Annotated in this window: 10 protein-coding genes and 2 pseudogenes; 10 read left to right on the top strand and 2 right to left on the bottom strand. The window is 69.5% G+C overall.

The window, feature by feature from the left end:
* The 10 genes and pseudogenes from G5C60_RS27195 to G5C60_RS27155 all read left to right on the top strand — a co-directional run.
* Positions 1-544 (top strand): annotated as a pseudogene (locus G5C60_RS27195) (endonuclease/exonuclease/phosphatase family protein); the annotation flags it as partial.
* A gap of 120 nt (positions 545-664) precedes the next feature.
* On the top strand, positions 665-1,597 hold the full coding sequence (locus G5C60_RS27190; protein WP_165263560.1) for a bifunctional helix-turn-helix transcriptional regulator/GNAT family N-acetyltransferase: 933 nt from the start codon (positions 665-667) through the stop codon (positions 1,595-1,597).
* 40 nt (positions 1,598-1,637) lie between these two features.
* Positions 1,638-2,435 carry a sugar phosphate isomerase/epimerase family protein gene (locus tag G5C60_RS27185; protein WP_165263559.1) on the top strand — a complete coding sequence of 266 codons (798 nt, stop codon included), beginning with the start codon at positions 1,638-1,640 and terminating at the stop codon, positions 2,433-2,435.
* 335 nt (positions 2,436-2,770) lie between these two features.
* Positions 2,771-4,372 carry a flavin monoamine oxidase family protein gene (locus G5C60_RS27180; RefSeq protein ID WP_165263558.1) on the top strand — a complete coding sequence of 534 codons (1,602 nt, stop codon included), beginning with the start codon at positions 2,771-2,773 and terminating at the stop codon, positions 4,370-4,372.
* Complete coding sequence (locus G5C60_RS27175) at positions 4,369-5,025, top strand: Rid family hydrolase (RefSeq protein ID WP_206440063.1); 657 nt, start codon at positions 4,369-4,371, stop codon at positions 5,023-5,025. The genes G5C60_RS27180 and G5C60_RS27175 overlap by 4 nt, the downstream gene beginning before the upstream one ends.
* 399 nt (positions 5,026-5,424) lie before the next feature.
* Positions 5,425-5,826, top strand: a complete 402-nt coding sequence (locus tag G5C60_RS27170; RefSeq protein WP_241267104.1) for a hypothetical protein — start codon at positions 5,425-5,427, stop codon at positions 5,824-5,826.
* A pseudogene (locus G5C60_RS27165) lies at positions 5,826-8,306 on the top strand (DUF4132 domain-containing protein); the annotation flags it as partial. The gene G5C60_RS27170 and the pseudogene G5C60_RS27165, both read left to right, overlap by 1 nt.
* Before the next feature lie 477 nt (positions 8,307-8,783).
* The gene (locus G5C60_RS54450; protein ID WP_478503556.1) at positions 8,784-9,074 is read left to right on the top strand and encodes a DUF7737 domain-containing protein; all 291 of its coding nucleotides are present in this window, start codon (positions 8,784-8,786) and stop codon (positions 9,072-9,074) included.
* Between the two features lie 155 nt (positions 9,075-9,229).
* The gene (locus G5C60_RS27160; protein ID WP_165263557.1) at positions 9,230-11,068 is read left to right on the top strand and encodes a glycoside hydrolase family 3 N-terminal domain-containing protein; all 1,839 of its coding nucleotides are present in this window, start codon (positions 9,230-9,232) and stop codon (positions 11,066-11,068) included.
* Positions 11,069-11,340: 272 nt separating this feature from the next.
* Complete coding sequence (locus G5C60_RS27155; protein ID WP_165263556.1) at positions 11,341-11,976, top strand: hypothetical protein; 636 nt, start codon at positions 11,341-11,343, stop codon at positions 11,974-11,976.
* A 49-nt stretch (positions 11,977-12,025) separates the two neighbouring features.
* Here the strand turns inward: G5C60_RS27155 and G5C60_RS27150 are convergent, their stop codons facing one another.
* Entirely contained in the window at positions 12,026-13,468 is a 1,443-nt protein-coding gene (locus G5C60_RS27150; RefSeq protein ID WP_165263555.1) for a S28 family serine protease, read from the bottom strand.
* Between the two features lie 221 nt (positions 13,469-13,689).
* Positions 13,690-14,082 carry a hypothetical protein gene (locus tag G5C60_RS27145; protein ID WP_165263554.1) on the bottom strand — a complete coding sequence of 131 codons (393 nt, stop codon included), beginning with the start codon at positions 14,080-14,082 and terminating at the stop codon, positions 13,690-13,692.
* Positions 14,083-14,221: the final 139 nt, after the last annotated feature.

Genomic DNA, 14,221 nt, shown 5'->3' with positions numbered 1-14,221 from the left:
GCGCCAGGCCGGTGAGCCCGATGTTCCGTGGGGCACGCTCGCCGCGCTGGTGACGCTCCCCGACCTCGGGGACATGCTGTTCATCGCGACGACGACCTCGTGGCGGCCGGAGGCCGAGGCGGCGCGCGAGCGTCAGGTCATGGCGCTCGCCGACCTCGACGCCCGCCACCGCACCGAACTGCCCACGGTCATCGCCGGCGACTTCACCGCCGCTCCCGAAGCGGCCTGCATCCGCTATCTGAGCGGTCTGCAGGCCCTCTCGGGCCGCAGCGTGCACTACCACGACGCCTGGGCGACCGCGGGCGAAGGGCCGGGGCACACCTGGACTTCGGAGAATCCCAACGCCCGCTCCCAGATCGAGCAGATCCTCGGGCCGGTCGAGCACCACCGCCGGATCGACTACGTCTTCGTCGGCTCGCGCCTCGCCCATCCGAAGGCGCCCTGCCGAGTCGACGCCGCCTCGCTCGCCTTCGACCGTCCTGTCGACGGCGTCTGGGCCAGCGACCACTTCGGAGTGGTCGTCGATCTCCGGATCACCTCATAGAGACCACGTGGAGACCGCATAGAGACCACCTTGGGCATATGCGTGGACTAGGCGCCGGGAGTCGGCCTACGCTCAGTTCAGCGATATCTCTGACTGAGTCAACCATCTTGAGGTCGGCCCATGACAATCCAGGACATCCGCTCGTTCAACCGCTTCTACACGAACGTCATCGGCGCGCTGGACTACAGCCGCCAGCTGTACGCCCCCTACACGCTGACCGAGGCCCGCGTGCTGTACGAACTCGCGCACTCACCCCGTACGGAAGCCGTCGATCTGCGCACCGAACTGTCCCTTGACGCCGGGTACTTGAGCCGCATCCTGGCGAAGTTCGAGCAGGACGGACTGATCGAGCGCGCCGCCTCGGAGAAGGACACCCGGCGGCGCCACATCACGCTCACCGCGCGAGGGCGCGAGAGGGCCGATTTACTCGACGAACGATCGAGGGAAGCGGTCGGGTCGCTGCTCGCGACGGTTCCGGCCGACGACCGCCCCCGCCTGTCCGAGGCGATGCGCACGATCCGGGACGTCCTCTCCGACGGCAGGCCGCCCCGCCGCGAGGACGTCGTCCTGCGCGACCCCGGCCCCGGCGACCTCGGCTGGATCGTGGAGCGCAACGCCGCGCTGTACGCCGCCGAGTACGGGTTCAACGCGGACTACGAGGGCCTGGTCGCCCGGATCGTCGCGGACTTCGCGGAGGATCACGACCCGCACCTGGAGCGGGTGTGGATCGCGGAGCTGGACGGCCGCGCGGTGGGCTGCGTCATGTGCGTACGCGACGAGGCTCCGGGCGCCGCCCGTCTGCGTCTCCTCCTCGTCGAACCGGACGCCCGCGGTCTCGGCATCGGCGACCAACTGGTCCGCGCCTGCGTCGAGTTCGCGCGGGGCGTCGGCTACCGCGAGCTGGTCCTGTGGACGAACGACGTCCTGGCGGCGGCCCGCAGGATCTACCAGCGCCACGGCTTCGTCCTCCTCGCCGAGAAACCGCACCGCTCCTTCGGCATGGACCTCGTCGGCCAGGACTGGCGGCTGGACCTGCACGGCACACAGGACTGAGTCTGCCCAGCACGCAGAGGTGACAGGTAGGGTCCGCACCATGAAGCTGGCGTTCTCCACTCTCGGCGTCCCCGGACTCCCGATCACCGACGTGGTGCGGCTCGCGGCCGCGCACGGCTACCACGGTGTCGAGCTGCGCGCGCACCCCGAGGAGCCGGTCCACCCCGGCATCGAGCTGACCCGACGGGCCGACGTGGCCGCCGAGTTCAAGGCGGCCGGTGTCGAGATCCTGGGCCTGGCGGGATACGCGCGCGTGGCGGCACCGGGCGACGACGGTCCCGTGATCCAGGAGATCCGCGATCTCCTGGAGCTGGCCCGCGACCTGGGCGCCCCCTTCGTCCGCGTCTTCCCCGGCGGCCGCGACCAGAGCCCCGAGGAGGCCGACGCGACGGCCGCGCGGCGTCTGGGCACGGCCGCGGAGTACGCCGCCGATCTGGGCGTACGCATCCTCCTGGAGACCCACGACTCCCACCGCACCGGCGCGGACGCCATCCGCGTCCTCGGCCTGGTCGGCCACCGTCAGGTCGGCGCCCTCTGGGACGTGATGCACACCTGGCTCGGCGGCGAACAGCCCGGGTCGACGTATGCGGCCCTCTCCCCCTATCTCGGCTACGTCCAGGTCAAGGACATCGCCTCGGCCGACGACACGACCCCGCTGCCGCTCGGCTCGGGCGTCCTCCCCCTCACCGAGTGCGTCGAACTGCTCTCCCGCGAGGGCTGGGACGGCTGGCTGTGCTGGGAGTACGAGAAGCGCTGGTACGAGTCGGCCGCACCGCTGGAGGGGTTGCTGGGGGCGGGCCGGGAGCACCTGTCGCGGTTGCTGAACGACTCGGCGTAAACGCTCCGCTGAAAGAACGGTAATGAACCCGCAGGCCGGTGGGGGCTGGTCGCGCAGTTCCCCGCGCCCCTTACGGGGCGCGGTACCGCATCGGACTTAACGAAGGCCGCATTCCGACGTCCGCGGTGGCGCTGGTTCCTCCGGAGGACCTCAGTTTGGATTGCAAACCGACCTCATGGCATGGATACCTCATTGGCATGCCCCTGTAACACCTCTGACGGAGGCTCATAAGGCACCTCCGGCCTCACCCGCAACTCACCCCCCACTGGGCCGGGTTGATCCAACGATGCAACCCCCGGCCGTCCCGGCCGTGGGCTGCGGGCGAGGAGGAATTGATGGCTGTAGAGGCATCTCGTCGTGGTTTTCTGAGATCCGTCGGGATCGCGGGCGGCGCCGGAATGCTGTACTCGGCGATGGGGGCACTCGGGCTCGCACCGGTCCCAGAGGTGAGCGCCGAGGAATACCGTGCGCCCCGCAGCGGCGACTTCGCGCTCTCCGGACGGAGCCGCAAGAAGGTCCTGGTGCTCGGCGGCGGCATAGCCGGCCTGGCGACGGCGTACGAGCTGGGCAAGGCCGGCTACGACTGCCGGATCCTGGAGGCGAAGGACCGCCCCGGGGGCCGCAACTGGACGGTTCGCGGCGGCACCACGCTGACCGACCTGGACGGGCGCACCCAGAAGGCCTCGTTCTCCAAGGGCCAGTACATGAACGCGGGTCCGGCCCGGCTGCCGCAGTCCCACGTCACACTGGAGTACTGCCGCGAACTCGGCGTCCCCCTTGAGGTGTTCACCAACCAGAACGCCAACGCGTACATCTACCAGGAGAACAGCGCCGCCCTCGCGGGCAAGCCGATGCGCTGGCGCACGGCGAAGGCCGACGTGTACGGCTATGTCTCCGAACTGCTCGCCAAGGCCACCGACCGGGGCTCCCTGGACAAGGAGCTCACCGCCACCGACAAGGAACGGCTCATCGCGTTCCTGCAGAACTTCGGGGCCATCAAGGGCAAGGCCGACGGCTTCGCCTACACCGGCAGCGACCGGCGAGGGTACTCGGTCGAGCCGGGTGCGGCCTTCGAGGAGGGCACGGTGCTCGGCCCGGTGCCATCGTTGTCGGACGTCGTCGCGAGCGGCGTCGGACAGCGCTTCTCCTTCGAGTTCGGCTACGACCAGGCCATGCTGATGTTCCAGCCGGTGGGCGGGATGGACGCGATCCCGTACGCCCTCGCCAAGGCCGTCGGCCAGGACCGGATCACGTACGGCGCCAAGGCGCTCGAGGTCAAGAACCTCCAGGACGGCGCCGAGGTCACCTACCAGGACGCCGACGGCCGCACCCGCACTCAGCGCGCCGACTTCGTCGTGGCGGCGATCCCGCCCATGGTCATGGCCCGGGTGAAGCACAACCTGGGCGCGGACGTCACGGCGGCGCTGAAGTACCCCACCGCGGTCCCCGTCGGCAAGGTGGGGCTCGAGTACGGCAGCCGCTGGTGGGAGACCGACGAGCACATCTACGGCGGCATCACGCCGACCGACATGGACCTGTCGACCATCTGGTATCCCTCGTACGGCTATCAGGGCCGCCGCGGCACGCTCATCGGCTACTACAACTTCGGCGCCAACGCCGTCGCGTACAGCGATCTGCCGCACGCCCAGCGCGTGGAGCGTGCGGTGAGCCGGGGCGTGAAGATCCACGGCGAGAAGTACCGCAGCGAACTCGAGCACGCCTTCAGCGTGGCCTGGCACCGCACGCCGTACATCGAGGCCGGCTGGGTGGGCTGGACCTCGCAGACCGGCCCCGAGTACCAGCTGCTCAACAAGCCCGCGGGGCACGTCTACTTCGCCGGCGACTGGCTCAGTCACGTCATCGCCTGGCAGCACGGTGCGTTCACCTCGGCACGCAAGGTCGTGACCGACATCCACGAGAGGGTGATGGCCGCATGAACCCGATGAAGCGGCGTACGAAGGTCGTCGTCGGTGCGGCCCTGACCGGGGCGCTGCTGACCGGCTCCGCGACACTGGCCGGCGCCCAGGGCTGGTGGCCGCCGGGCCCGAAGGATGTTCGGGTCATGCTGCCCGAGGGGCAGTCCAACCCGGCGATCGCCAACGGTGTGGCGACGGGTGGGGAGGTCGCCGTGTACCAGAGCAGCGGCCTCGGCCCGTCCGCGCTGAACCCGGCCGCGCCGGAGGGCACGCCCGAGCGGTACACCGATCCCGCCCTCACCGAAGGCGCACAGGGTGTCACGATCACCGAGGCACAGGCGCTCGTCGTCCTCCGCAACATCAAGACCAACCTCGAGACCGCGGGCGTGAAACCGGCCGACGTCATCACGATGAAGGCCTACCTGATGAAGCCGCCGGGCGCCGCGATCGCCGACTACGCGGGCTGGAACCGGGCGTACCGGCAGTACTTCGCGAACATCGACCTGAAGTCGCTGGAGGTCGTGCCGGTGCCCATGGGCACCTCGGCGCCCAAGCCGCCGCTGCTCGCCAACAAGGCCCGGCCGGCGCGCGCGACGATGGAGGTCGCCTCGCTGGCCGTGCCGGGGTGGCTCGTCGAGGTCGAGGTCACGGCGACCTACAACAAGAAGCGCTGATCGGCGAGTTCACAGGCCGCAGGCCGCAGGTCATAGGTCATAGGTCATCCATACGTCATAGGTCATAGGTCACGGGCACCCGCACTGCCCGTGCATACCCCCGGCCCAAAACAGCGCCGCAGCAGCCCCGTCGGTCACGGTGGTGCACCCCTGTACCAATTTCCGGGAATGGGCGCGATCTGGGGAACCCATCCGCGCCACCCTTCGTCCAACTCGCAAGTTGCCGGATGAGTCTCCGCAGTGCGGTGTCGGCCCTCGCTGCTGGCTGCGATCGCTGACCAACCCTCTCCATCCGCCTGCGGCCGGCAGCACGCCGTCATCGGCGCGCCCCCTCCAACTGCGCCGATGACGGCCCCTCTGCCCAACTGCGTTGTCAGTAGCAGGCGTTAGCGTCTCCGCATGACGAAAGTGATGTGTACGGATGAGACGACGTCCGGGGGGCGCGAAGCGGCACTGGTCCTCGATACGGCGGAGGAACGGCTGAGTATCCGTGAGGTGATCAGGAGGCGGGTGTTCCAGGAGGTCGCGGAGTTTCACGCGAGACAGGCTGCGGGACCGTTCCGTGGGCTTGTGCGGCCGACGGAAACGGAGACGGCGCTGAACGGCCGGCGCGGTCCGCTTCATCCAGCGCGGCGGCTCGACCCGGAGCGGCAATTCGAGGCCGCGGTGACGGCGTTCGGGAGGAACGGGTTCCTGGTGCTGACCGGGGAGCGGCAGCTGACGGATCTGGACGAGGAGATCGAGCTGACGCCGGGCCTCGAGATCACCTTCCTCAAGCTCGTCCCCCTGGTGGGTGGCTGATGAGGAACATCGACGAGTCCCACGAGTCCGACGGGTTCGACGAGTTCGAGGTCACAGTCCTGGCCGCTGTCGGAAGAGACGACCTCGGAGCGGCAGGCGACACGGTGCTCGCGGCCATGGAACTGCCCGAAGAACGCCCCCGGGCGATGGAACGTCTGCGGACCTTACCCAAAGACGTCCGGCGCCGGCTGGCCCGGCACTGCGTCGAGCTGTACGGGACGGCCGAGGCACAGGAGAGACGGGAACGGATTCTCGCAGCGCACGCGGCGCTGTTGTCGAGCCAACTGGACCTTCTGGAACGCGACGGGTTCGAGACCGCGGTGCTGGCCGCTGTCCGACGCGACGACTTGGCGGCGGCCGGTGAGATGGTCCTCGCGGCCAAGGAGCCCCTTCAGGCGGTGCGGCGTCTGCTGGTCTTGCCCGTAGGTGTCCGGAGGCGCCTGTCGGAACACGGCCTCACGTTGTACGAGGCGGCCGGGGCGGAAGATGCAGCAGATGCGGCCGAGGCGCGGAATCGACGAGAAGCAGCCCTCTGGATGTTCACGATGCTGTCGTGGCTCCCGACGTCCCTCTCGATCTACTCCGAACTCAAGGCCATGGTGTGGGAGGTCGCCGGACGCGACGACTCGGCGGACTGCGAGGCCGTGCTCGCGCACAGTACGTATGGTCCGGCGGTGGAGCGTCTGCGGGCTCTGCCCCGAGAAGTCCGGCACCGCCTGGAGCGGCACTGCGTCGAGCTGTACGAGACGGCCGAGGCGCGGGAACGGCGAGAAGCGGCCCTCTGGATGCGGGCGGTGCTGCTGTCACCCCCACTGGAGCCCCTGGACGTCGAGGAACTCGAGGCCATGTTGCGTGTGGTCGTCGAACGCGATGACCTGACGGCGGCCTGCGAAATGGTGCTCGCGCACATCATGTTCGCTGAGCAAAGGATGCCGTTTCTGCGGGCGCTGCCCGATGATGTACGGCACCGCCTGGCGGAGCGCTGCGCCGAGGTCTACCGAACGGCCGGGACTCAGGAGCGCCGAGACAGAGTTGCCCTGATGCACGCGATGCTGGCGCCGGGCACGCCGGACGATCTCATGTCGGCGGAGCGGCAGAAGTTCCTCGAGGGCGACCCGAGGGATGTGTTCTGGCGTTCGGGCGGCGTCGAGACGGCATGGGTGGAACTGGCCTCAGGGCGGGACATACCGGTGAACGTCGGCGCGACGCTGCGGCGTTACTTCGGCAGATTCAGCAAGAAGACCGAGCTGCGGGAGGTGGTGCGGTTACTCGCCGACCGCCACCCGGTGCTCAACGTCGGTGACCAGTGGTCGGAGCACGCACTCGCCGAGCTGGCGGCCCTGCCGACCGCGTGGACCGAACTGGTCGCGCACGCCGTGACGGCGACGGCGGCCCGGCCCAGCACGGCCTGGGAGCGGAAAGGGCGCGCGCTCCTCGCCGAGGTGGACACGCGGGAGTTCGCGGAACGGTCGCTGAGCTGGCTGGCGCTGGTGGGCGCTCCGCGCACGCTGCCGCTGGAGAAGGACTTCGACCACGACCCGTACAACAACAACGCGGCCCGCGGTCTCGTATGGCTGGTGTCGTTTCTGCCCGGACACCCGCGGACGGCAAGCGGATTGGGTGTGGTGCTGGAGAAGTCGCTGCGGAAGGTGCCGGGTGTCGGGCCGGGCTTCCCGAAGCTCGCCAACGCGTGCGCGACCGCGCTGTGCCGGATGGAGGGGGAGGCGGCTCTCGCGGAGCTGGCCCGGCTCACCGCGCGGGTGACCTACAAGTCCACCCTCAACCTCCTCGAGGCCGGTCTTGAGGAGCGTGCCAAGGCCCTGGGGCTCGGCCGTGAGGAGATCGAGGAACTGGCCGTGCCCACGTACGGGCTGTCGGAGACCGGCCGCCGGGTCGTGCACTTCGGTGACGTACGGGCGGAACTGGTGGTCGACGACGGCCGGGCGGTCCTGCGCTGGCGGAACGCCGCGGGCAAGGCGGTCAAGTCGGTGCCGGCCGCCGTACGGCGCGACCATTCCGAGGAGCTGAAGGAGCTCAAGGCGGCGGCCAAGGACATCAACGCGATGCTGACCGCGCTGACGAAGCGCCTGGACCGGCAGTTCCTCGCCCACCGGGAATGGGCGTCGGCCATCTGGCGGGAGCGGTACCTCGACCATCCACTGGTCGGCACGCTCGCCCGCCGTCTGCTCTGGACGCTCGATGGGACAGCCTGCGGATACTCCGAGGGCGCACTGCGGGATCTGTCGGGTGAGCCGGTCACGGGGGAGGGCACCGTGCGTCTGTGGCATCCGGTGGGCCGCCCCGTCGAGGAGGTGCTGGCCTGGCGGGACCGGCTGGAGAAGGAAGGCGTCACCCAGCCCTTCAAGCAGGCCCACCGCGAGGTCTACCTGCTCACCGACGCGGAACGCCGCACGGGCAGCTATTCCAACCGTTTCGCGGGCCACGTTCTGCGCCAGTACCCGTTCCGTTCCCTGGCGGCGGAACGCGGCTGGCGGGACGCGGAACTGCGCATGTGCCAGCCGGACTACTACTATCCGCCCACCGTTCGCGAACTGCCCGAGTGGGGGCTGCGCGCGGAGTACTGGGTACGCGGCGAGGGCGCGCCGGACCGTGCGGAGGCCACCGACTCGGGTGCCTACGCACTGCTGGCCGCCGACCAGGTGCGGTTCTACGCGATCGACGCCCCGGGCAATCTGATAGGCACCTCGGACGGCCACGGGTTCTCCATGCACGGCCGCGGCCCTTCGGGGCAGGTGGCACCGCTGCCGCTGGAGGAGATACCGGCCCAGGTGTTCAGCGAGATCCTGCGGGACGTGGACCTGTTCGTCGGCGTCGCGAGCGTCGGCAACGACCCGACGTGGCAGGACGGCGGTCCCGAGGGCCGCTACCAGGAGTACTGGTCCTCCTACAGCTTCGGCGAGCTGAACGAGACCGCCCGGACCCGCCATGACCTGCTGGTGCGGCTGCTGCCGCGGCTGGCCGTAGGCGACCGGTGCCATGTCGAGGGCCGCTTCCTGCACGTCAAGGGCGCGCTGCACACGTACAAGATCCACCTGCGGTCCGGGAACGTCCTGATGGTTCCGGGCGACCGGTACCTCTGCATCGTCCCGGACAGCGTTCCCGAGTCCTCACCCGATACGGGTCTGCCGTTCGACGGTGACCGGATGCTGTCGTTGATCCTCAGCAAGGCGCTGATGCTCGCGGACGACACGAAGATCACCGACCGTACGGTCCTCAGCCAGCTCTGACGACTGCGTGGGGCAAGAGCCCGGGCTCGTCCGGACCCGTCCGGACCCGTCCGGGCTCTTGACCGGCAGTAATTTTCTGGATATCCGTGACTCCTCGGAAGTTTCCTTCATGCTCGCCCCTCCACGGGCCCCGGCCCTCTCCGGAAGGAGCGCACGTGTACGCACGCACGAGGAAGTCCGGCACACCGCACCGCACCTCCAGACGTACGCTGCTCGCCGCGACCGCGGGTACGGCGGCGGCCGTCGCCGTCGGCGGCACTCCCGCCCGAGCGGACGACGGCAAGCGGCACGACAGGCGACTGCGCGCCCTCATCTCCCGTATGACCCTCGAAGAGAAGGTCGGCCAGCTCTTCGTGATGCGGGTGTACGGGCACTCGGCGACCGCACCCGACCAGGCCGACATCGACGCGAACCTCAAGGAGATCGGCGTACGGACGGCCGCCGAGCTGATCGCCCAGTACCGGGTGGGCGGGATCATCTACTTCGCCTGGGCGCACAACACGCGTGACCCGCACCAGATCGCCGACCTGTCGAACGGGATCCAGGAGGCGAGCCTCGCGCAGCCCCGCGGGCTGCCCGTCCTCATCTCCACCGACCAGGAACACGGCATCGTCGCCCGCGTGGGCAAGCCCGCGACGCTCCTGCCGGGCGCGATGGCCCTGGGCGCGGGCAGTTCGCGCTCCGACGCCCGCAGGGCCGGGCAGATCGGCGGCGCGGAGCTGCACGCGATGGGCATCCGCCAGGACTACGCGCCGGTCGCCGACGTGAACGTGAACCCGGCCAACCCGGTCATCGGCGTACGCTCCTTCGGCGCCGATCCGCGGGCCGTGGCCGCCATGGTCGCCGCCCAGGTGAAGGGCTACCAGAGCGCCTCGGTCGCGGCGACGTCGAAGCACTTCCCGGGCCACGGCGACACCGAGACCGACAGCCACTACGGCTTCCCGGTCATCGAGCACACCGAGGCGCAGTGGGCGGAACTGGACGCGCCGCCGTTCCGTGCGGCCATCGCCGCCGGTATCGACTCGATCATGACCGCGCACATCATGGTCCCGGCACTCGATCCGTCCGGCGATCCGGCCACCCTCTCGCGCCCGATCCTCACCGGCATCCTGCGCGAACAGCTCGGCTACGACGGGGTCGTGGTGACGGACTCGCTCGGGATGGAGGGCGTCCGCACGAAGTACGGCGACGACCGCGTGCCGGTGCTCGCGCTCAAGGCCGGTGTCGACCAGCTCCTCAACCCGCCGAAGCTGGACGTCGCCTGGAACGCGGTCCTCCAGGCCGTCCGCGGTGGCGAGCTGACCGAGGCGCGCCTCGACGAGTCGATCCTGCGCGTCCTGCGGCTGAAGGACAGGCTGGGACTGCTGAAGGATCCGTACGTCTCCCATCGCGGCGTCGACCGCACGGTCGGCACCCCGGCGCACCTCAAGGCGGCCGACCGGATCGCCGACCGTACGACGACGCTGCTGGTCAACTCGGAAGGCCTGCTGCCGCTTTCCAGCCGGAAGCGGAAGAAGGTGCTCGTGGTGGGCGCCGACCCCGCCTCGCCGTCCGGCACCACCGGCCCGCCCACGACCGTGCTCGCCACGGCGCTCACGGAGCTGGGCTTCAGCGCCACCGCGCTCTCCACCGGTACGGCCCCCTCCGCGGCGACCATCGCGAAGGCGGTGGCGGCGGCTCAGGACGCGGACGCGGTGATCGTCGGCACGTACAACGTCACGGCGGCCGGCTCCCAGAAGACGCTCGTCGACGAGTTGCTCGCGACCGGCCGTCCGGTGGTCGCGCTCGCCATCCGCAATCCGTACGACGTGGCCCAACTGCCCGGCGTCAAGGCCTACTTGGCCACGTACTCCTGGACGGACGTCGAGCTGCGCGCCGCGGCACGGGTGATCGCGGGCCGCGTCGATCCGGCGGGCAGGCTGCCGGTTCCGGTACAGCGGGCGGACGATCCGGCGCGGGTGCTGTATCCGATCGGGCATGGGCTGAGTTACTGAGCACTCCGCTGGAAGAACGGTGATGAGCCTGCGGGCCGGTGGGGGCTGGTCGCGCCCACGCGGCGGAGCCGCATATCGATACTGCCCCGCGCCCCTTACGGGGCGCGGTACCGCACCGGACTTAACCAAGGCCACCTAGCTCATCAATCCGCCGTACCGCGCGTACGCCGCACACCAGGCGTACTGTCACCACATTACGCAAAGCACCCCGCACATCTGGCGTGGCCCGTCGTGGCGGGTCACGCTGGGCGGGGGTATTCGGGGGGAGTGTCATGCGCGAGGCACGGTGTGTGGGGGTGGTGTGCGCGCTGCTGATGCTGGTGGCGGCGCTCACCGGGTGCGAGCGGCTGTCGGGGTCCGGGGATTCCGGGGACGGGCGGCTCGACGAGAGCGGGAGGGTGACGCCGACGCGGGCCTCCGGGTTCGGGACGGAGTTCCTCGCGGTCGATGAGTGCAGTTCGTTCGGGCGTGCGTCGTTCACCGAGGTGTCGTGCACCAGTGAGCGGGCGGCGGCGCGGGTCGTCGCGCGCCACGACGGCAAGGTGAGCGAGGGCCCGTCATGCCCCGCCACCACGGACTTCGTGCTGCACATCAGCGAACAGAAGCCGTCCGCGGACGAGGACGGCGACGGCGCGGTCCCGCAGGGGTACGCCTGTATGCGCAACCTGCAAGCCCCGCACCCCGGCGACCCGGGCGGCGGCGGAGGCCCCCGCACGATCGTCGGCGACTGCGTCTACAGCGCGAGCGAGGGCCAGGTTCGCGAGACGCCGTGTGACGGCAAGGGCGAGAAGTCGCCCGAGTACAAGGTGACTTCGGCGGTGGAGGAGCGTAGCGACTGTCCGTCGTCGACGTCCCTGTACGTCCAGCTCGGCGGGTCCAAGCCGGTGGGCTGCGCCCGCCCGCTGTAGCCAACGGGCTCAACGGGCGGGCGCAGCACGGGAGTTGCCGACTGTTGCCTTACGGCCTCAGCTGGCGCTCCACGTTGCGCTTGTCCAGCTTGGCGTCGTACTTGGCCAGCGGCTTCGCCTTCGACGGGTCCGACTGGACCGTGGCGGAGGCGACGCCCGCCCACTCCAGGATGCGGGCCGTGGCGAGGGCCTTCTCGTCGGCGACGAGGCCGGCGACGTTGGCGCCGTGGTTCGCCCCGGGAGCCGTGAAGATGTACGAGTCACGGGCGCCCTTGCCCAGGTGGAACGGCTCGGCGCCCCACGGGTCGTTCTCGCCGTACACGTACAGCATCTGGTGGGCGTTGTGCTTGACCCAGGTGTCGACGTCGCGCATCGCCCCCGGCTGGAACTTCATGGGGATGTCGCGCGGCACGAAGTTCCGCGGCGGCTGGTAGCCGTACCGGATCAGCTTCGACTCGATGTGCGGGAACTCGATCGTCGGCGCCCCGAGCTGCGTACCCGCCTGGTAGTAGTACGGCGTGTACGGCTCCAGGCCCTGGTCGGAGTAGGACGAGAAGCCGGTGATCGTGTCGACCGTGGTCCAGATCTCGTCGTCGGTGGCGTTCGCGGCGTCCGCCGGGATCGTGCCGCAGTCGCCGAGCAGGCTGTACTGCCAGAAGCCCCACACGTAGTCGAGCACGACGGCCTCGTACGCCTTGTCCAGGCTGCCGACCGTGTTGAAGGTCAGGCCCTCTGCCGCCGCGTACTCCTTGTAGCGCTTCTCCAGCGACTCACGGCGTACGAGCGCCTCGCGCTGCACGGCGTTCAGCCTGTCGCGGCACTCCTTGGTGCCGACGGTCGCGAAGAACTCGTCGTATGCCGAGTCCTCCTTGTTCACCACGTCGTTGGGGGCGACGTACGCGACGACGCCGTCCATGTCACGCGGGTAGAAGCGCTCGTAGTACGTGGCGGTCATGCCGCCCTTCGAACCGCCCGTGGAGAGCCACTTCTTGTCGTAGACCTTCTTGAGGGCCTTGAAGACGCGGTGCTGGTCGCTGGCCGCCTGCCAGATGTCGAGCTTGGACCAGTCGGCCGGGTCGGGGCGGGACGGAGTGAAGAAGCGGTACTCCATCGAGATCTGGTTGCCGTCCACGATCTGGGTCGGCTCGCTGCGGCGCGGCGTCGTCGAGACGTTGTAGCCGCTGGTGAAGAAGACCGTCGGGCGGGCCGTGTCCTTGTGCAGCACCGTGATGCGCTGCTTGAACGTGCCCTTCGACGGGTGCCGGTGGTCGATCGGCTGGGTGTAGTTGAGGATGAAGTAGCGGTAGCCGGTGTAGGGCTTCTCCTCGATCAGGCTCATGCCCGGTATCGCGAGGAGACGGTCCTTGATGTCGGCGGTTGCCTCCGGCTGGGCGGCGGTGGCTTCCGGCTGGGCGGCGGTGGCCGCGCCGGCCGTGCTCAGGGTGCCTATGAGCACCACGAGCGACAGCAGCCATCTGAGTGTCTTGCGCATGCACACTCCCCTGTAAACGCAGATGTCCGCCGGAACCTAGCGGAGCAACTCCGTTGAGGCCAGGGGATGTTGGGGCGCATTCCGGACAAGGTGCGCCCCAGCGGAGGATTCGTTGACCCTGCGGGTCCGTTGTGGCTGGTCGCGCCCCGCGGCGGAGCCGCAGATGTCACAGCCCCGCGCCCCTAAAAGGGCGGCCTGCGGCCTCCTTTAGGGGCCCGGCTTCAGCAGAGGATCCAGCCCGAGCTTGCCGAACCCGAGCCGACTGAACCCTTTACCCATACGCAGCGGTGGCCGGCGTGTACCGTCACCGGGCCCGCGTGGCGGGTGAAGCGGCCTCTGTCGGTCACCGGGCGGTTGCCGCGTGCCTGCACGCTCACGGACATGTACTTGCGGGGGCCTTGCCGCTGGGGAAGCGTCACCGCGCAGACGTAGCCGCGCTTCTTGTAGATCTGCACGGATCCGGTGGAGAAGGGCAGCGTACGCACCTTGCGGCCGGAGCACAGCGCCGCCGCCTCCGCGTCGCCCGTACCCGGGCCCGCGAGCGACAGCAGTCCGGAGGCGGTCAGTACGGCCACGCCGAGCGCCATATGTCGGCGTATCGCGCGCTTGTCCACTGTTGTTCCTCCCGCAGCAATCGGCGTACTGCCCTACGGACGCATGACGTACGCCGCATGGTTGCGTCGTCGGTTCCGATGAGCGGTTTGCCGTGTTTGGGGGCGACCTCGCCTGCTACCCGTAGCTCAACAGGCCAGA

Source organism: Streptomyces scabichelini (assembly GCF_011045015.1).
Taxonomy (GTDB): Bacteria; Actinomycetota; Actinomycetes; order Streptomycetales; family Streptomycetaceae; genus Streptomyces; species Streptomyces scabichelini.
This window is presented reverse-complemented; position numbering and strand designations above follow the sequence as displayed.

What these genes read in the sequence shown, in the direction of transcription:
- G5C60_RS27175 (WP_206440063.1), top strand. Translation starts at nt 4,369, where the DNA reads ATGAACCCGATGAAGCGGCGTACGAAGGTCGTCGTCGGTGCGGCCCTG.
- G5C60_RS27180 (WP_165263558.1), top strand. Translation starts at nt 2,771, where the DNA reads ATGGCTGTAGAGGCATCTCGTCGTGGTTTTCTGAGATCCGTCGGGATC.
- G5C60_RS27170 (WP_241267104.1), top strand. Translation starts at nt 5,425, where the DNA reads ATGACGAAAGTGATGTGTACGGATGAGACGACGTCCGGGGGGCGCGAA.
- G5C60_RS27155 (WP_165263556.1), top strand. Translation starts at nt 11,341, where the DNA reads ATGCGCGAGGCACGGTGTGTGGGGGTGGTGTGCGCGCTGCTGATGCTG.
- G5C60_RS27150 (WP_165263555.1), bottom strand. Translation starts at nt 13,468, where the DNA reads ATGCGCAAGACACTCAGATGGCTGCTGTCGCTCGTGGTGCTCATAGGC.
- G5C60_RS27185 (WP_165263559.1), top strand. Translation starts at nt 1,638, where the DNA reads ATGAAGCTGGCGTTCTCCACTCTCGGCGTCCCCGGACTCCCGATCACC.
- G5C60_RS27190 (WP_165263560.1), top strand. Translation starts at nt 665, where the DNA reads ATGACAATCCAGGACATCCGCTCGTTCAACCGCTTCTACACGAACGTC.